This window comes from Psychroflexus gondwanensis ACAM 44 (assembly GCF_000355905.1).
GTDB lineage: Bacteria > Bacteroidota > Bacteroidia > Flavobacteriales > Flavobacteriaceae > Psychroflexus > Psychroflexus gondwanensis.
In genome coordinates, this window is sequence record NZ_APLF01000006.1 from 33,139 (window position 1) to 52,871 (window position 19,733).

General features: G+C 36.6%; 12 protein-coding genes. All 12 read left to right on the plus strand.

Features of this window, described 5'->3' with window-relative positions; genetic code table 11:
- Positions 1–8: 8 nt before the first annotated feature.
- On the plus strand, positions 9–1,829 hold the full coding sequence (locus PGOND44_RS07325) for a cytochrome c oxidase subunit I (protein WP_003439192.1): 1,821 nt from the start codon (positions 9–11) through the stop codon (positions 1,827–1,829).
- Positions 1,830–1,898: 69 nt separating this feature from the next.
- The gene (ruvB, locus tag PGOND44_RS07330) at positions 1,899–2,921 is read left to right on the plus strand and encodes a Holliday junction branch migration DNA helicase RuvB (RefSeq protein ID WP_003439194.1); all 1,023 of its coding nucleotides are present in this window, start codon (positions 1,899–1,901) and stop codon (positions 2,919–2,921) included.
- A gap of 10 nt (positions 2,922–2,931) precedes the next feature.
- Complete coding sequence (locus tag PGOND44_RS07335; protein WP_040555888.1) at positions 2,932–4,254, plus strand: cytochrome P450; 1,323 nt, start codon at positions 2,932–2,934, stop codon at positions 4,252–4,254.
- A 4-nt stretch (positions 4,255–4,258) separates the two neighbouring features.
- The gene (gene queG, locus PGOND44_RS07340; RefSeq protein ID WP_040555890.1) at positions 4,259–5,185 is read left to right on the plus strand and encodes a tRNA epoxyqueuosine(34) reductase QueG; all 927 of its coding nucleotides are present in this window, start codon (positions 4,259–4,261) and stop codon (positions 5,183–5,185) included.
- A 574-nt stretch (positions 5,186–5,759) separates the two neighbouring features.
- Complete coding sequence (locus PGOND44_RS07345; protein ID WP_003439202.1) at positions 5,760–6,926, plus strand: glycoside hydrolase 100 family protein; 1,167 nt, start codon at positions 5,760–5,762, stop codon at positions 6,924–6,926.
- A gap of 3 nt (positions 6,927–6,929) precedes the next feature.
- Positions 6,930–7,868 carry a carbohydrate kinase family protein gene (locus PGOND44_RS07350; protein ID WP_003439205.1) on the plus strand — a complete coding sequence of 313 codons (939 nt, stop codon included), beginning with the start codon at positions 6,930–6,932 and terminating at the stop codon, positions 7,866–7,868.
- A gap of 64 nt (positions 7,869–7,932) precedes the next feature.
- Complete coding sequence (locus PGOND44_RS07355) at positions 7,933–10,215, plus strand: NADP-dependent malic enzyme (RefSeq protein ID WP_003439207.1); 2,283 nt, start codon at positions 7,933–7,935, stop codon at positions 10,213–10,215.
- A 92-nt stretch (positions 10,216–10,307) separates the two neighbouring features.
- Positions 10,308–10,889, plus strand: a complete 582-nt coding sequence (ruvA, locus tag PGOND44_RS07360; protein ID WP_003439211.1) for a Holliday junction branch migration protein RuvA — start codon at positions 10,308–10,310, stop codon at positions 10,887–10,889.
- A 5-nt stretch (positions 10,890–10,894) separates the two neighbouring features.
- Entirely contained in the window at positions 10,895–18,130 is a 7,236-nt protein-coding gene (sov, locus tag PGOND44_RS07365; RefSeq protein WP_003439213.1) for a T9SS outer membrane translocon Sov/SprA, read from the plus strand.
- A gap of 12 nt (positions 18,131–18,142) precedes the next feature.
- A complete protein-coding gene (gene gcvH / locus PGOND44_RS07370; protein ID WP_003439215.1) occupies positions 18,143–18,520 on the plus strand; it encodes a glycine cleavage system protein GcvH in 378 nt (125 codons plus the stop codon).
- Between the two features lie 10 nt (positions 18,521–18,530).
- The gene (locus PGOND44_RS07375) at positions 18,531–18,884 is read left to right on the plus strand and encodes a VanZ family protein (RefSeq protein ID WP_040555892.1); all 354 of its coding nucleotides are present in this window, start codon (positions 18,531–18,533) and stop codon (positions 18,882–18,884) included.
- A gap of 61 nt (positions 18,885–18,945) precedes the next feature.
- Positions 18,946–19,662 (plus strand): energy transducer TonB, encoded by a 717-nt coding sequence (locus tag PGOND44_RS07380; protein WP_003439218.1) that lies wholly within the window; start codon positions 18,946–18,948, stop codon positions 19,660–19,662.
- Positions 19,663–19,733 lie beyond the last annotated feature (71 nt).

The window sequence follows — 19,733 nt, forward strand, 5'->3', positions numbered from 1 at the left end:
AAGAATATATGTCAGTAGCTGCACAACCACTAGCGAACGATCATGCACATGAGGAAGGACATCACGAGCCCACTTTCATAGAGAAGTACATATTTAGTACAGATCATAAAATGATCGCTAAACAATATTTAATTTCTGGCCTTATCATGGGCTTCATTGGTATAGCAATGTCTATGTTAATGAGACTACAACTGGCATGGCCAAATGAAACGTTTTGGATTTACGAAGTTTTACTTGGACGTTTTGGAGAAGATGGAGTAATGGATCCAAGTATCTATTTGGCTCTTTCTACAATCCACGGAACTATTATGGTTTTTTATGTCCTTACTGCAGGTTTAAGTGGTACGTTTAGTAATTTACTTATACCCTTGCAAATTGGGGCTAGAGATATGGCATCAGGATTTATGAACATGATATCCTATTGGTTGTTCTTTATTTCTTGTGTTGTTATTGTCTCCTCCTTTTTTGTAGAAGCTGGTCCTGCATCTGCTGGATGGACAGTCTACCCTCCACTTAGTGCATTACCACAAGCTATAGGTGGTTCAGGATTGGGGATGACACTTTGGTTAGTTGCTATCACTATATTTGTTGCTTCTTCTCTATTAGGATCACTTAATTACATCGTAACAGTTCTTAACTTAAGAACTCAAGGGATGACGATGACAAGATTGCCCTTAACGATTTGGGCGTTTTTTGTTACTGCAATTATTGGTGTGGTTTCATTCCCAGTTTTATTAGCTGCTGGTCTTCTTCTTTTGATGGATCGTAGCTTCGGGACTTCATTTTTCCTTAGTGATATTTATATACAAGGTGAAGTTTTGTCCTATCAAGGGGGATCTCCCGTCTTATATGAACACTTATTTTGGTTCTTAGGCCATCCCGAGGTCTATATTGTTTTACTACCTGCTTTAGGAATCGCTTCAGAAGTTATTGCGACCAATTCCAGAAAGCCAATTTTTGGTTACAGAGCGATGATTGCTTCCATTTTAGCTATTGCTTTCCTATCTACGGTGGTGTGGGGTCACCATATGTTCGTATCGGGTATGAATCCTTTCCTAGGTTCTGTCTTTACCTTTACAACCCTTTTAATTGCCATACCTTCAGGTGTAAAAGCCTTCAACTTTATTACAACCCTCTGGAAAGGTAATCTCCAATTAAATCCAGCTATGTTATTTGCTATTGGTTTAGTTTCCACCTTTATCACTGGTGGTCTTACAGGGATTATTTTAGGGGATAGTACATTGGATATAAATGTACATGACACGTATTTTGTTATTGCTCACTTTCATTTGGTGATGGGTATTTCAGCATTATATGGATTATTTGCTGGAGTTTATCATTGGTTTCCAAAAATGTTTGGTAGAATGATGAACAAAAATCTTGGTTATGTTCACTTCTGGATTACTGCTGTTGGAGCATATGGTATTTTCTTCCCAATGCACTTTATTGGTATGGCCGGATTACCAAGACGTTATTATAAATTTACCGAGTTTCCTTACTTTGACGATCTAGCTGATACTAATATTCTTATTTCCGTATTCGCATTCGTCACAGCAGGAGCCCAATTATTTTTTGTCTACAATTTTATTCACTCAATTTTCTACGGGAAGAAAGCAGAGCAAAATCCATGGAAGTCCAATACCTTAGAGTGGACTACCCCCGTTAAGCACATCCACGGTAACTGGCCTGGAGAAATTCCCCAAGTTCACAGATGGTCTTACGATTATAGTAAATTGAATAAAGAGGAAACAGATTATGTGATTCCTGGTCAAGATTTTGTACCTCAAAACGTACCCTTACAGGAGCATGAGGAAGAAATGGACGATTAATTATTCTTTAAAATAGAGAGAAGCCTCCAAGACAAATTTCTTGGAGGCTTTTTTATTTATCTTTGTAACATGAATGAAAATTTAGACGCTACTGGCAGCAATTTCGATAATCAAGACCAAGAGGTAGAACGAGCGTTGAGACCGCTTTCTTTTGATGATTTTGCCGGTCAATCTCATGTATTGGAGAACCTTCAAGTCTTTGTAAAAGCTGCTAACTTAAGAGGCGAAGCTTTAGATCATACTCTTTTTCATGGTCCTCCAGGTTTGGGTAAAACCACTTTAGCTCATATTCTTGCTAATGAACTTCAAACTGGAATCAAAATTACCTCAGGCCCAGTCATCGATAAACCAGGAGATTTAGCCGGTTTGCTAACTAATCTGGAACCTCGTGATGTTCTATTTATAGATGAAATTCATAGATTAAGCTCAGTAGTTGAGGAGTATCTATATTCTGCTATGGAAGACTTCAAAATCGATATTATGATTGAGTCTGGCCCTAATGCTAGAAGTGTTGAGATCAATCTGAATCCCTTTACATTAGTTGGAGCTACAACACGTTCAGGATTGCTTACAGCTCCAATGCGAGCAAGATTTGGGATTTCAAGTCGATTAGAATATTATTCTACGGAATTACTAAGCGGTATTATTTTGAGAAGTGCTTCCATCTTAGGGGTTTCGATAACCACTGATTCTGCAATCGAAATAGCTGGCAGGAGTCGGGGAACACCCAGAATCGCTAATGCTTTACTGAGACGAGTTCGAGATTTTGCTCAAATTAAAGGTAACGGCAAAATCGATATGGAAATTTCGAAGTATAGTCTCAAGGCTTTAAATGTAGATGCTTTTGGTTTGGATGATATGGATAATAAAATTCTATTGACCATAATTGATAAATTTAAAGGGGGCCCTGTTGGCTTAACTACATTAGCGACAGCAGTTAGCGAAAATGCTGAAACTATAGAGGAAGTTTACGAACCCTTCCTAATTCAAAAAGGTTTTATCAATCGTACTCCACGCGGAAGAGAAGTAACCGACTCCGCCTATAAACACCTTGGTAAACTTAGAGAAAGTAAACAAGGGGGATTATTCTAACAAAACACTTATGACATCTTTCACCCATTTTCCTGAGGTTCCTGTAATTGACTTTTTAAAACACGCGGGTAATATTCTAAAGAACCCATTGCCCTTTCATCAAAAGAACTTCGAAGCCTTAGGAGACACCTTTAGATTAAACCTAGGTTTAGGCAATTCAGTCGTTTTTTCTAGAGATCCTGAATTTGCCATCTATGCTTTAAGGGATAACCAAAAGAATTTTAAGAAAACCGATATCCAAACCAAAGATTTGGCCAAATATGTGGGTCACGGGCTATTGACTTCTGAGGGAGAAAATTGGAAAACCCAACGAAAATTGATTCAGCCAGCCTTCCACAAAAAAAATCTCTACTCGCTTTTGGAGGTCATGGTAGAAGCTATAGATAAAGAACTAGAACGAATAGAGGTCGACACTCCTATAGACATCTTTCCGATATTTAATGATCTTGCTTTTAAAGTAGTGGTAAAAAGTCTATTTAGTGATGCTATAAATGCTGAAGAAATTTCGCGATTACAACATATTACAGAGGAAACTCAAAAAATGCTGGTTAAGGAATTAAGGCAACCCTACAAAAAATGGTGGTTTGTTTTAAGCGGGGAATTAAAAAGAAACTTGAACTTAAGCCAAGAGGCTAGAGATTTGCTTATAGGTATTATTAAAAGACGACAAAATTCTGACTCTGAAAGTAAAGATTTACTGGACATGCTCATGGCTTTGACTTATGAGGATGGTTCTAAGATGGATCAAGAACAATTGATTGATGAGATTTTAATTCTATTTATTGCTGGCCACGAAACCACTTCCAACGCCTTGTCATTTACGATCCAACTAATAGGTCAAGAGGAACATGTTCAAGAAAAATTAGTTTCAGAAATAGATCAACTTGTGGACCATTCTTTCTTTGATATTCTGAAAGAAAGCAAGTATACTGACAATGTCATACAGGAATCCATGCGTCTTTTCCCACCAGTTTACTTTATAGACCGGCAGAATATTGAGCGAGACTCCTTCAAAGGATTTGAAATACCACCAGGAACCACTCTACTTTTTTCTGTACACCAAATTCATAGAAATGCTTCGAATTGGGAAAACCCGACTCAATTTAAGCCAGAACGGTTTCAGGCATCGAGAAGCGTAAGTAACTTTTATTTTCCTTTTGGAGCAGGACCCAGAAAATGTATAGGCAATAATTTTGCAATGTACGAAATCATGTTAACCATACATCGATTGCTAAAAACCTATAAGATCGAACAAGTCAATAAAGAGATTGAAATTCAACCTCTTATTAGCCTTAAGCCAAAAAATGCAATAGTCAAATTCTCTAAACGATAATCCTATTACTTCAAAACAGACTCATACTCAATTTTTAAAAGCTGAAGCTGAGCGGCTCGGTTTTTTATCCTGTGGCATCTCTAAGGCTGAATTTTTAGAAGAGGAGGCCCCGCGATTGGAGCAATGGCTAAAGCAAAATGCTCACGGGGAAATGAGGTATATGGAAAATCATTTTGATAAACGCTTAGATCCTACTAAGCTTGTTGAAGGATCTAAAAGTGTTATCTCTTTACTCTATAATTATTTTCCTGAGACAACACAAAAGGACGCTACTTACAAGGTTAGCAAATATGCTTACGGCAAAGATTATCATCACGTTATTAAAGCCAAGTTAAAAACGTTAATGGAAAGCCTTACTGAAGGGATTGGAGAGATTGGAGGAAGAGCTTTTGTAGATTCTGCGCCTGTTTTAGAAAAAGCTTGGGCTGCAAAAAGTGGTCTGGGTTGGGTCGGTAAACATTCTAATCTATTGACTAAACAAACAGGTTCCTTCTATTTCATTGCTGAATTGATTTTAGATATCGAACTGGAGTATGACACACCAGTGACCGATCACTGTGGTACCTGTACAAAATGTATAGATGCTTGCCCCACAGAGGCAATCTACGAACCCTATAAAGTGGATGGCAGTAAGTGTATTTCTTATTTTACGATAGAGTTAAAAGACAATATCCCCAAAGGCTACCAAGATAAATTTGAAGACTGGATGTTTGGCTGTGACATTTGTCAAGATGTTTGTCCATGGAATCGCTTTAGTAAGCCTCATAACGAACCCCTTTTTAATCCACATCCAGATTTACTGGAGTATGATAAAAAGGAATGGGAAGAGATCACCAAAGACGTTTTTAATGAAATCTTTAGGAAATCGGCCGTTAAGCGAACTAAATACGAGGGCCTTAAGAGGAATATGAACTATATTAAAACGAAGTGATTATTTTACAGAAGAATTTCTGATAATTAGTTTTGTAGAAATCTCAACTTCTTCTATGGATGATGTGAGGAGCTCTTTTTTCTGCTGAATTTGTTTGTGTAAAAGTTTAAAGGCCTTTTTCCCATTTTAAAACAAGGTTGGTGGATTGTAGAGAGACTAGTGTCACTACTTCTCTCATAAAACTTTATAAAAGGCAACGAGATTACAGATGCATTTATTAAAACACATTTAAAATATATAGCTTGAGTTAACTTAATTAGCTAGACACAAAAAAGTTACTCAAAATGCATTTAAGAAATACTATTATGACTTTACTTTTTTCTACTGAGAAAATGGTGTTAATGAAAATGCTAATTGATTTATTAAAAGGTATCACATTCAAGAAAAAATTTTGATAAAATAGAAGAAAATAAACTTCAAAATTCTCAAGTAAGCTAAAGGTAGACCTCGGAAAATCAACTATAAAATACCCTAGTAAATAATTGACTTTGACCTAAAATCTGTAATTTAGATGAATTCAAAAATTGATAACTCTTTGTTGAGTTATAACATAATTACCAGTTGACTAAAATTTATGAATGAGAAAGCATTAGGATTATTGAGAAAGGTCTCGACAGACAAAGGTTTTTTAGCAAGCTCATCTGATATTTCCAACTATAAGCGAATTTGGGCTAGAGATGGTGTTATTTGTACCTTAGCAGCCTTGTCCAGTGGAGATAAGCAGCTTATTGAGGTTGGTAAACATACCTTGCTTAACCTAGCAGAGCACCAACATGAGTTTGGAAATATACCTTCCAATATCGAATTTCAAGGCGATATTGTAAAATTAAGCTTTGGAGGATTAGCTCCACGTGTAGATACTCTAGCTTGGTTTATTATTGGTGTCTGTCAGTACAGTTATTCTCAAGATGACGCTTCGTTTTTTGATCGTCTTAAACCACATATGTTAAAAGCTTTTAGGTTAATGGAAACTTGGGAGTTCAATTTCAAGCATTTGATGTATGTTCCGCGAAGTGGAAATTGGGCAGACGAATACCCTACCCAAGGATTCACCCTATACGACCAAGTATTGAGGGTTTGGGCTTTACGTTCGTTTTTGTATCATGAACATCATGTGGATTTAGCTCAGAAACAAGAAGCTATTCTGAATCAAATTCAGATTAATTTCAAAAAGAGAGAAGACACATCTGAAGAGGTTTACCACCCTAAGGCTTATAGCAGTTTGAAAAAAACAAAGTACTGGGTGGCATCACTAGAACCGGCAGGTTACCAAACACAATTTGATGCCTTTGGTAATGCTTTAGCCCTATTATTAGGGATTGGAAGCGAAAAAGACCAAAAAGAGTTAATCAATTATTCTGAAGATTTAAGACAAGAAGTCAAGCTAAAATTATTACCAGCATTCTGGCCTGTTATCACTCCGGAAGATAAAGAATGGGAGCTTCTTCAAAACAATTGTGCTTATGAATTTAGGAATTATCCTTATCAATTTCATAATGGGGGGACGTGGCAAATGATAAACGGATTTTATGGTTTAGCACTTTTAAAAGCTAATTACAGAGATTCGGCAGAAACAGTTTTAAGGCTTATTAAAGATCTAAATGCTAAGAAAGATTGGAAGTTTTATGAAAACTTTGATTCCAAGACTGGAAATCCCAACGGAGTTCCTCTTTGTGCTTGGAGTGCTGCTGCCGAAATCATTTTGGAACAAAACTTAAAACATAATACCCTAATACTTTAGAAAATGTTGAATAACCAACTAGATATTATTTGTGTAGGAGAAGCCTTAGTCGATTTTATTGGCCATGAAATAGGGAGTATTAGCAAAACCGGCAATTATCAGCGACATCTGGGAGGGTCGCCTACTAATGTCTCTTTGAATTTAGCAAAATTAAAATTAAAAGTTGCCTTAGTAGCAACTTTAGGTAGAGATGGTTTGGGCGATTATATCTTAGAAGGACTCCAAGCTTCAAATATAGATGTTTCAAATGTTAGGACTTCAGTATTGAAGCCAACGAGTGTTATTTTTATTTCGAAGACAGATGCAACTCCAGAATTTATTCCCTACCGGGAAGCAGATCACGAAATTATTCTGAGTCAATTTAAAGATGTTTCTTTTTTGGGGCTAAGGGTGTTTCATACCACCTGCTTTGCTTTGAGTAAAAACCCAGCTAGAGAGACTATAATGAAAATGGCCGAAAAGGCATATAGGTTAAACTGTAAGTTGAGTATAGATATCAATTACTCTAATATAATTTGGCCAAACAAACAGGAAGCAATTTCAACTCTTGAAACGTTCTGCGCATTTAACCCCTTAATTAAAATTAGTGAAGATGATAAACGTCGTTTATTGGGCAACATTTCCGACGACACAATGTTTGAATACTTTCATAAATTAGGAGTTGATACTATTTGTTATACAAAGGGTAGCAAAGGTGTAAAACTGTCCGTAAAAGGAGAAGAAATAATACACATGGATGCTCTAAAAATTGAAAAAGTGGTTGATGCTACCGGAGCAGGAGATGCCTTTTGGTCCGGCTTTTTATATTCTTATATTAGGAATCATAATTATACCAATTGCTTGAAATTTGGATTGAAGTTAGCTTCTTTAAAGCTTCAATCTGAAGGGAGCTCTAGTTTTAATCCTAATATTGGTGAGGATTTCTTTCAGAATAACGCATAAGGTTTACCTTTGTTTTCTCAAATTAATGTCTAAAGTAAACATGCTTTAGTGCCAAACTACCATTATGAGTACACCGAGAAAGCGACGAGAGGCTTTAGTTTATCATGCTAAGCCAAGACCAGGAAAAATTGAAGTGGTTCCAACCAAAAAGCATTCTTCTCAAAGGGATTTAGGATTAGCATACTCCCCAGGAGTGGCAGAGCCTTGCCTAGAAATAGAAAAGGATAAACAAAACGCTTATAAATATACCAATAAAGGAAATCTAGTTGCCGTGATTTCTAACGGAACAGCCGTGCTAGGCCTAGGAGATATTGGAGCTGAAGCCTCAAAACCTGTCATGGAAGGTAAGGCGCTATTGTTTAAAATCTTCGCAGACATAGATGTATTCGATATTGAAGTGGATACCAAAAATATAGATGATTTTATAAATACCGTTAAGAATATTGCTCCAACCTTTGGTGGAATTAATCTAGAAGATATAAAAGCTCCAGAAGCTTTTGAAATCGAAGAACGTCTAAAGGCAGAACTTCCTATTCCCGTAATGCACGACGACCAACATGGAACTGCAATTATATCTGCTGCGGCACTTTTGAATGCGCTAGAACTAGCAGAAAAGAAAATTGAGGAGGTAAGAGTTGTTGTTTCTGGCGCAGGTTCTGCTGCTATTGCTTGCATAAAACTCTATGTGTTACTGGGCGTTCGGAAAGAAAATATTGTAATGTTCGATAGTAAAGGGGCTCTAAGCAAAGAGAGAGAAGATCTTTCAGATAAACAAATAGAATTCGCGACCTCAAGAACGATTAGGTCGTTAGGAGAGGCTTTAGAAAATGCTGATGTTTTTTTAGGTCTTTCAATAGGAGGTGTTTTAAAGCCAGAGATGCTTTCTTCAATGGCAAAGGATCCTATTGTGTTTGCTATGGCAAATCCAGACCCTGAGATTGACTATGACTTGGCTTTAGAAACCAGAAAAGATGTTATCATGGCAACGGGGAGAACAGATTTTCCCAACCAAGTAAACAATGTTCTTGGCTTTCCTTATATATTTAGAGGAGCTTTAGATGTCCGGGCTACCAAAATTAACGAGGAAATGAAGATGGCTGCTGTAAAAGCCTTAGCCAGACTTGCGAAAGAGCCAGTGCCTGAACAAGTTAATATCGCTTATGCGGAAACGCGTCTTAACTTTGGAAGAGACTACATTATTCCAAAGCCCTTCGATCCTAGATTAATCGCAGAAATCCCACCAGCAGTTGCAAAAGCAGCTATAGAATCTGGGGTTGCTCAAAACCCAATTACAGATTGGGAGGCTTATAAAGAAGAGCTTCTTGAGCGAATGGGTAGTGAGGATAAAATCACTAGATTACTCATTAATCGGGCAAAACAAAACCCTAAAAGAATTGTTTATGCAGAGGCCGATCATCTAGACGTTTTAAAAGCTGCACAACAGGTTTACGACGAAAAGATTGCGATGCCTATTCTACTTGGTCGTAGAGATGTGATACTCGAACTGATGAGCGAAATTGAATTTGAAGGCGAGGACATCATTATTATCGATCCAAAATCTGATGAGGAAGAGAAAAAAAGGAATGAATATGCAGAAGCTCTTTGGGAGAAGAGGAGTAGAAAAGGAGTGACTTTATACGATGCTAAAAAGATTATAAGAGAGCGAAACTATTTTGCTGCTATGATGGTAGAAAAAGGAGATGCAGATGCTATGCTTTCTGGATACTCAAGAGCTTATCCTTCTGTATTAAAACCTATCCTGGAACTCATCGGTAAAGAAAGTGGTGTCACCAACGTAGCTGCGACAAACTTGATGAACTCTAAGCGAGGGCCTATTTTTATTAGTGATACGTCTATCAACATAAATCCAGATGCTACAGTCTTAGCGAAAATTGCTCAAATGACAGCCAAAACGGTGAAGATGTTTGGCATAGAACCTGTAATTGCGATGACGTCCTACTCAAACTTTGGCTCGTCCAAAAATCCAAACGCGGTCAAAGTAAAAGAAGCTGTAGATTATTTACATAAGAATTTTCCTGAAATCGCTGTAGATGGAGAGTTGCAAGTTGACTTTGCTTTAAATAAAAAGATGAGAGCAGATAAATTCCCATTTTCTAAATTGAACGGTAAAAAAGTAAATACTCTAATCTATCCAAATTTGGATTCGGCAAATGGGACTTATAAACTAATGAAAGAGTTAAATAGCGCAGGCTCTATAGGGCCTATATTAATGGGATTGAACAAGCCTGCCCATGTCTTTCAATTGGGAGCTAGTGTCGATGAGATGGTAAATATGTCTGCCGTTGCTGTTGTCGATGCTCAGCAAAAAAGTAAACGGAAACTATAGAAGTTGTTGGTTTTCATTGATTTATACACGTAGAAGATTGCTCAATATCTTAACTTAATTTTATTACATTTGGTTCCTAAAATTAAGTTAAGATGATTACTCAGCTTAGAGGTAGATTGCTAGAAAAAAATCCAACACACATTGTGGTAGATTGTAATGGTATAGGGTATGAAGTAAACATTTCACTTCATACCTTTTCTCGTTTAAAAGGGGAAGAACAGATAACCATTTACACCCATTTACAAGTCAAAGAAGACTCACATACCTTGTACGGGTTTATGGAAAAAGCAGAACGCTTAGTTTTCCGTCAACTGCTTTCAGTCTCTGGGATTGGCGCTAATACTGCTAGAATGATGTTATCTTCATTAACGCCAGAGCAGGTGGTAGAAGCCATTTCCACTGAAGATACGGATACCATACAGAGCGTGAAAGGTATTGGTAAAAAAACAGCTCAGAGAGTCATTTTAGATCTTAAAGATAAAATACGATCTTCTGAAGAATACTCAGAAATTGTAAATTCTCCTTCAAATTCCAATAAAGAAGAAGCTCTTTCTGCATTGGAGACATTGGGTTATACCAGAAAACAATCTGGTAAAATTATTTCAAAAATTTGTAATAATAATCCCGATGCTAACGTTGAAGATATAATAAAGCTAGCCTTAAAAAATCTGTAAAACTTTTGAACCAAAAAAGATTGCCTCTTAACATAAATTTTAAATCTTATTTTTTTCTTATATTTCTAGTATTTTTTTCTTTAGAAATTTATGCTCAAGATGAACAGGATTCTATACCTCAAGGTCCAACTTATGGGACCATTTCTATGCCTAATCCTTCTAGCATAGTTTCTAAATATGAATATGATCCCTATTTGGATAGGTATATTTATACTGAAAAAATCGGCTCTGTTAACACCAAATTCCCTTTGGTTTTGACACCTGAAGAATTTGAAGCATTAGTTCTAGAGGAACAGATGAAATCCTATTTTAAACAAAAATCTGATGCAGCTTTAGGCAAAGGAGATGAAGAAAATCAAAAAAATTTAATTCCAATTTTTTATGTCAACAATTCCTTTTTTCAATCTGTATTTGGAGGAAATCAGATAGAAGTTAATCCTAGAGGGTCTGTTGCTGTAGATATGGGGATCTTGTATAGTAAGCAGGATAACCCAGCACTGTCCCCAAGAAACCAGAGTAACCTCACTTTCGATTTTGACCAGCGAATAAGCATGAGCCTTCAAGCTTCGGTAGGGACACGACTACAGGTAAATGCTGAATATGATACTGAATCAACATTTGATTTTCAGAATCAAGTGAAAATGGATTATACTCCTACAGAAGACGACATTATTCAAAAAATTGAGGTTGGTAATGTCAATATGCCCTTAAACAGTACGCTTATCCAAGGGTCACAAAGTTTGTTTGGGGTAAAAACACAATTGCAATTTGGAAAAACAACCATTACTGGAGTCTTCTCAGAATTGAATTCAGAACGACAAAGCGTCAATATTCAAGGTGGAGCAACGGTAAGAGAATTTGATAAATTCGCTTTGGATTATGATGAAAATAGGCACTTCTTTTTATCTCAGTTTTTTAGAGACCAATATGATGAGGCTCTGCAAAATTATCCTTTTATCAATAGCAGAATACAAATTACTAGGGTTCAGGTTTGGATCACCAATAGAACTAATAATACAGCGACCATTTCAGATTCTAGAAATATTGTGGCTCTCCAAGATTTGGGTGAAAGTGAGCCAGATAAAATAGGGCTTTTCTTCGATAATATAGGAAACCCCATAGCTCCGCCAATTCCAAACTTTTTATTAAATCCCAATGCAAGACCTGATAATGCTAACAACGCTTTTAATCCAGAAGGAATAAATGGCGGAGCTAACTCTATTTTGAACAATCAAATAAGAGATATAGCAACAATCCAACAAGGTTTTGGGGCTGCCGACCCTTTTGTTTCAGAAGGACGAGATTATGCCATTCTGGAAAATGCTAGAGAACTACAGCCTAATGAGTTTTTTCTAAACACACAACTCGGCTATATTTCTTTAAACCAACGTTTAAATAATGACGAGATTTTAGGGGTTGCTTTTGAATATACTACAACCGATGGGAGAGTGTTTAGAGTTGGAGAATTTGCAAACGGAGGACCTCCTGGGACAGAGACTCAAGAGAATCCAGAAGAACAAGGGGAGCAAATAGCGCTTAATCAAAACTTAATTGTTAAACTTCTTAAGAGCCCAGTTACGATTGTACAAGAACCTATCTGGGACTTGATGATGAAAAATTTCTACAGTCTTGGGGCGAATGGGCTTGAGCAGGACGGTTTTAGATTTAATATTTTATACGCAGATCCACAGCCTGTCAATTTTATCACCCAAGCTCCTGGAAGTACAACTCCGTTGCCCGATGATGTGGATGAAACCAATCTTTTGCAAGTCTTAGACCTTGATAGGTTAAACCTCAATACCGATCCTGTGAACGGTGGCGATGGCTTTTTTGATTTTGTTCCTGGAATCACCATAGATCCTGAGAATGGAATTATCAAGTTTACCAAAGTGGAACCTTTTGGTGAATATCTTTTTAATAAATTGGATTTGACTCCAGAAACTGGTCCAGAGAACTACGATAATCCTGAAACCTATAATGAGAATCAAACTAAATATGTTTTCAACTCTCTATATTCTACAACAAAGATCCAAGCTCAACAAGACGGAGCAGAACAGAACAAATTTCAATTAGCAGGTCGGTATAAAGCGTCTAGCACAGGAGGCATCCCAATAGGAGCATTTAACGTTCCAAGAGGTTCTGTATCTGTTACTGCAGGAGGGCGGACTCTACAAGAAGGAATCGATTATACGGTTGATTATGAGTTAGGCCGAGTAAATATTCTAGATGAGGCTTTATTAGCTTCAGATACACCCATACAAGTATCTACAGAAAATAATGCGCTTTTCGGAAGACAAACCAAACGGTTTGCCGGGATAGATGTTCAACATAGATTTAGCGAAGAATTATTGCTAGGAGGTACGTATTTAAATTTAAACGAAAGACCAATTACCCAAAAGGCAGATTACGGGACAGAACCTATAAATAATAGTATTTACGGAGTCAATTTCAATTATAATACAACTGTTCCCTTTTTTACTAGGTTGGTTAACAAACTGCCTAATATTGATACAGATGTGGAGTCCAATTTTTCTTTGAGAGGAGAGTTTGCTTACTTAAGGCCTGGAACTCCTAAAGCAAGTGATTTTGAGGGGGAAGCCACTAGTTATGTGGATGACTTTGAGGGTTCGCAAACGAGTATCTCAGTTATTGATCCCTTGTCCTGGAAACTAGCGAGTGTTCCCGTAGGATATCGAGGGCCAAATGATGCTAATGGTACATTTGATAGCAATGACGACTTAAGTATTAATGATTATAGGGCTAAATTAAACTGGTATACCATAGATCCTATTTTTTATAGCTCTCAAAGACCAGCAGATGTCACCGATCAAGATCTTTCACAATACTATTCTAGGAGAGTTCTTGTGAACGAAATATTTCCTAATGTAGATATTGTTCCAGGTCAGATACAAACCTTATTTCCTTTGGACCTGGTATATAGACCAAGCGAAAGAGGGATGTACAATTATAACCCTGCTTCTTCAAATGATAATATTCTTTCCAATCCAGAGCAAAACTTTGGAGGTATTATGAGGGGCTTGCAAACGACCGATTTTGAGCAGTCCAATGTAGAGTTTGTTGAATTTTGGGTCATGGACCCTTTTATTTATCCTGAAAATGCCGGAAATAACGGAGGTAAAGTTGTTCTTAATTTTGGAAGTATTACAGAAGATGTCTCAAAAGATGGAAGGAAACAATTTGAAAATGGTCTTCCAGAAGATGGGGGGAATTCGAATACGTTATCAACCAATTTTTCGAAAGTTCCTAGTAACCAGTCTTTAGTCTATGCTTTTGATACGGAAGGTCAAGAGCGAATTAATCAAGATGTAGGGTATGACGGTCTGCTCAATAGCGATGAAGCACTAAAGTTTCCTGCATTTGCCAATTTCGAAGATCCTTCAAATGACGATTACCAGTACTATCTTGACGGCGACGGAGATCTTTTAAACCGATACAGAAACTTTAATGGAATGGAGGGGAATAGCCCTGTAGAGGTTACTGAAAACAATAGAGGTAATTCTGCATTCCCAGATGTGGAAGACATCAACTTGGATAATACTATGAATACTATTGACAGTTACTACGAATATGAGGTTCCTGTCTTTCCTAATATGAGTGTGGAGAATAATACAAGTTCTGTTTCTGGGATCAATTCAGACTATATCACCGACGTTAAAGAGGTGATCACAACACTTCAAAACGGACAGGAAATAGAGGCGAGATGGATACAATTTAGAGTTCCTCTTAGGACGAGTGAAGAATTTGCTGTTGGAGGGATAAGTGATTTACGATCTATTCGATTTATGAGAATGTTTATGACTGATTTCAGCCAAGAAACCATTCTGAGATTTGGAACTTTAGAGTTGATAAGAGGAGATTACTTCACATACGATTTACCCGTACTTCCAGACGGCCAAAATCCTAATACGGGCAATACTCAATTTAATGTAGAAGCAGTAAGTGAGGAAATTACGTCCAATTATGTGACTCCCCCTGGTGTTTTAAGAGAAGAGTTGGTCAATAATAACGTGGCTATCCGAGAGGATGAAAAATCACTTTCCTTACGAGTGAAAAATCTGGAAGCGGAGGATTCTAGAGCCGTTTTCAAAAATTATCAAATTGACATGCGTCAATATGATAACCTAGAAATGTATCTCCACGCAGAGGCGCTACCACCACCAGAGAATCAGCTTCAAGATGGCCAATTAACCGCCTTTATAAGGATGGGGATTGACTTTACAAATAATTACTACCAGATAGAGATTCCGCTTAAAGTTACAGATCCTCAAGATTTTTCTCCTCGGGGGATATGGCCTTTAGAAAATGATCTCAACTTACCTCTAGATTTACTTCAACAAATTAAATCTACCGTTCTTGGTGATGATAACTTAAGTAATTTGGAACTCAATTATTTCGATGAATCTTTAAATCCTGTCGATGGCTCTTTCAATGAGGGATTAAAAGTTGGAATTATTGGTAATCCCAGCTTTGGAAATATACGGGTCATGATGTTGGGGTTAAAAAACTCGAGCAATCAAAATGTGTCAGGGGAAGTCTGGTTTAATGAGATGAGACTTACAGGACTTAAAAACGAAGGCGGCTGGGCTGCAGTCTTAAATCTAGATACAAATTTTGCAGATTTTGCAAATGTATCTGCAAGTGGTCGAAGAAGTACCATAGGCTTTGGGGCTATAGAACAAGGACCCAACCAAAGGAGTAGGGAGGATATCCAGCAATACGACCTAGTGACTGGCCTTAACCTTGGCCAAGTCTTGCCTGAAAATTGGGGGGTAAAAATACCACTAACCTATAATAGAGGTGAAGAGTTGATCACTCCTCAATTTGATCCCGTTTACGGAGATCTTGAACTAGAAACCTTACTCGATAATACAGCAGATGAAGCAGACAGAGCAGAATTTGCAGAACAGGCAGAAACCTATACGAAGCGACAGGGGATAAGTGTGATCGGTTTACGAAAAGACAGGACCAATCAAGAAAAAACACCAATGCCTTATGACATCGAAAACTTTACAGTATCCGCAAGTTACAATCAAACTGATTATAGGGATTTTGAAATCAGAGAATCCTTAGACCAGAATGTGGATGCTGCCCTAACTTATGGATTTAATTTTCAGCCTTTGGAAGTTAAGCCCCTAGAGAAAATAGGCCTTTTTGAGAGTCCTTATTTTGCCATCTTCAAAGATTTTAATATTAATTTGCTCCCTAACAGTATTACTGCTGGTGCAAACATAAATAGGCAATACAACGAATTGAGATTTAGAGAATTTAACCTTCCTCCAGGAAGTTTAGGAACTCCAAAATTATTTCAAAGAAATTATTTTTTCGATTGGCAATATGCTATTGATTATAATTTGACGAAGTCATTAAATTTCAATTTCAATGCCTCTACCAACAGGATTGTGAGAAATTACATCGATGAAAATAACGTTCAAGATAATAGCATAGGTGTTTTTGATGATTTCTTTGATATCGGAATTCCAAACAGACATTACCAACAACTTCAGCTTAATTATACCTTACCCTTTAATAAAATCCCTTTTCTTAAATTTATTCAAACCCAATATTCTTATACTGGAGATTTCTTATGGACTAAAGGATCTGAGATTTTAAGGAATCTAGAAGGTATTCCAGATCTAGGAAATTCAGTTCAAAACTCTGCAAGACATCAGATCAATTCCAATTTGAACATGTCTAGCTTTTATAATTACCTTGGCTTAACTAAAAAAAGAGCTCAAAATCCATCTCAAATCAAACGAAATGTAAGTCGGAGAAGAGGTACTGAAAATTTAGGGCAAGACCCTCAAAATCAAAATAACCAAGAAAACGCTCCAACGGAACTTAGTGTAGGGGATAAAGCATTAAATACTGTCATAGGTCTAGTGACAGTCTTGGACCGAGTACAGGTGAATTATTCTGATACAAAAGGGATTTTCTTACCTGGCTATACCAATAATATTGGTTTTGGAGGAACCCTAAAACCTACTGCGGGATTTACCTTTGGAAGCCAAAACGACATTCGTCGAGAGGCTGCGAGAAAAGGATGGTTAACGATGTATCAAGATTTCAACGAACAATATATACGAACAGATAATCAACTATTGGATGTACAGGCGGGACTGAAAGTATTGCCCGGGATGACAATAGATTTGATTGCCAATAGAATGTATTCTGATACGTATACAGAAAATTTCAGAGTAGACCCTGAGACCATGGCGTATAATTCTATTATTCCAAACACTTATGGGAATTTCAATATTTCGACCAATATGATTCGTACTTCTTTTAATACGAGTACCAAAGAATTTTCTGAGAATTTTGAAACCTTTAGGGAAAATCGGTTTATCGTTGCCAACAGACTTGCAGAACAAGCTGGGGTAAATATAAACGATCCTAATAATATAGACGAAAATGGATATCCAATTGGTTTTGGAAGAACAAGCCAAGCCGTTCTATTACCATCCTTCCTTTCTGCATATACAGGATCCGATCCCCAAGGAGAAGATTTGAGTCCTTTTAGAGATATCCCTATTCCTGGATGGAATATAAAATACACTGGGTTGATGAGGTTAAGTTGGTTCCGTGAAACATTTAATCGCTTCTCTATTCAACATGGCTATAGATCTTCTTATACTGTCAATCAATTTCAAACCGATTTAGAATTTAATAGAAGAGATCCTTTTGGAGATTTCAATACCGATCAAAATGGAAACTTTAGAACAGAACTTTTTATCTCTAATGTGAATTTGATAGAAGAATTTAGCCCTTTGGTTAAATTGGATTTTGAAATGAAAAATTCAGTGAGTATTCTCGCTGAAATTAGAAGAGATAGAGCTTTATCTTTGAGTTTCAATAACAATCTTTTAACTGAAATGAAGGGAGATGAGTATATCGTAGGACTTGGGTATAGAGTTAAAGACCTTACTGTTGTTACTCAATTTGAAGGAAATACAAGGGTTTTAAGTAGTGATTTGAACTTAAAAGCAGACCTCTCTTTACGAAGAAATGAAACAATTATTAGAAATTTGGATGTGCTGAGTAACCGTGTAACCTCGGGTCAAGACATTTGGTCCATAAATTTTGTAGCCGATTATGCATTTACTAAAAATTTAACCGCTTTATTTTTCTACGATCACGTATTTTCGCAAAATGCAATCTCAACGATATTTCCACAAACAACCATTAGAACAGGATTTACATTGAGATATAATTTTGGAAACTAAAACAACTTAACAATGAACACACCCGATAACCTAAAGTACACCAAAGATCACGAGTGGATCAAAATTGATGGAGATACTGCTACTATTGGAATTACAGATTTTGCACAAAGTGAACTAGGAGACATTGTGTATGTAGAAGTCGAAACTGTTGGAGAAACCTTAGATAAAGATGAGGTTTTTGGAACTGTAGAAGCTGTTAAAACTGTATCTGATTTGTATCTACCCTTAACTGGTAAAATCATCAAATTTAATGAAGACCTAGAAGATGAACCAGAAATGGTTAATGAGGAGCCTTACGAAAAAGGCTGGATGATTAAAATGGAAATAGCAGATCACGACGAAGTTAAAGAACTCATGGATGCGAAAGCTTATAAAGCTCATACTGACTAGTCAATTACTATTGCCTGCTGCTATTTTATGTACGGCAAGTATTTTAATTCTTTCTATTTCAGATATAAGTAGCCTTCCCAAACTACAAATAAGTTATGAGGATAAATTGTATCATTTTATAGCTTACTTTGTTTTAAATTCGATTTGGCTACTTGCTTTGTTGCAAAAAGGTGGAGATCAGTTAAAAAAGCATTTGTTGATTTCTCTTGGTATTATTGCTTTTGGTATCATTATTGAAATAATTCAAGAAAGTGTTACAGACTACAGAGTTTTTGATATATTCGATATTTTAGCGAATAGTATAGCTGTAGGGGTAAGTTTTTTCTGCTTTATGCTAGTTAAAAAAAGTTTTTTGAAAATATAAAATCAAATTCAAAGTAAATTTTATTTTTTTTATACTTTAGTAATCTATTTAAAAATACAATATGGAACCAAAAAAGAATCCGAAAAAAGATCTGACTAAAAGAAGCTTTCTGTTTTTTCAGATTGGACTTGTAGTAGTTCTCGCTATTACTTTAACCATGATCGAGTGGAAAACTTATGATAACGATGCTATAGATACTGGTATTGTAAATCTTGACATGTTAGATGAGGAAGACGTGCCAATTACAGAAATCCAAAAGACCCCACCACCACCACCACCACCGCCACCTGCACCAGAAGTTATTGAGGTGGTTGAAGATGACGAAGATGTAGAGGAGGTGGTTATAGAATCTACTGAAACCGATCAAAACGAAGTTGTAGAAGTTGAAGAAGTAGAAGAAGTCGAAGAAGAAATTGGAGATGTTCCTTTTGCTGTTATTGAAAGCGTTCCAATTTTTCCTGGATGTGAAGGCCTTAATACCAATGACGAGCGTAAAAACTGTATGAGTCAAAAGATTAGCAAGTTTGTTAATAAAAACTTTGACACTGGCTTAGCTGCAGATCTTGGATTAAGTGGAATAAATAGGGTATACGTTCAGTTTAAAATCGATAAAAAAGGTAACATTGTGAATGTTGCCGCTCGAGCTCCTCACCCAAGATTACAATCTGAAGGTGAACGAGTCATCAAAAAACTGCCTAAAATGAAACCAGGTCAGCAACGTGGACAAAACGTAGGGGTATTATATTCTTTACCTATAACTTTTAAAGTGCAAGATTAAATTTAATTTAAATACAATTCAATAAATCCCGAATTCAACATTCGGGATTTTTTTTATTATTACTTTTAGAT

Bases quoted from the DNA above. Each gene is read 5' to 3' on its own strand.
- PGOND44_RS07325 (WP_003439192.1), top strand. From the start codon at position 9: ATGTCAGTAGCTGCACAACCACTAGCGAACGATCATGCACATGAGGAA.
- ruvB (WP_003439194.1), top strand. From the start codon at position 1,899: ATGAATGAAAATTTAGACGCTACTGGCAGCAATTTCGATAATCAAGAC.
- PGOND44_RS07335 (WP_040555888.1), top strand. From the start codon at position 2,932: ATGACATCTTTCACCCATTTTCCTGAGGTTCCTGTAATTGACTTTTTA.
- PGOND44_RS07345 (WP_003439202.1), top strand. From the start codon at position 5,760: ATGAATGAGAAAGCATTAGGATTATTGAGAAAGGTCTCGACAGACAAA.
- PGOND44_RS07350 (WP_003439205.1), top strand. From the start codon at position 6,930: ATGTTGAATAACCAACTAGATATTATTTGTGTAGGAGAAGCCTTAGTC.
- PGOND44_RS07355 (WP_003439207.1), top strand. From the start codon at position 7,933: ATGAGTACACCGAGAAAGCGACGAGAGGCTTTAGTTTATCATGCTAAG.
- ruvA (WP_003439211.1), top strand. From the start codon at position 10,308: ATGATTACTCAGCTTAGAGGTAGATTGCTAGAAAAAAATCCAACACAC.
- gcvH (WP_003439215.1), top strand. From the start codon at position 18,143: ATGAACACACCCGATAACCTAAAGTACACCAAAGATCACGAGTGGATC.
- PGOND44_RS07380 (WP_003439218.1), top strand. From the start codon at position 18,946: ATGGAACCAAAAAAGAATCCGAAAAAAGATCTGACTAAAAGAAGCTTT.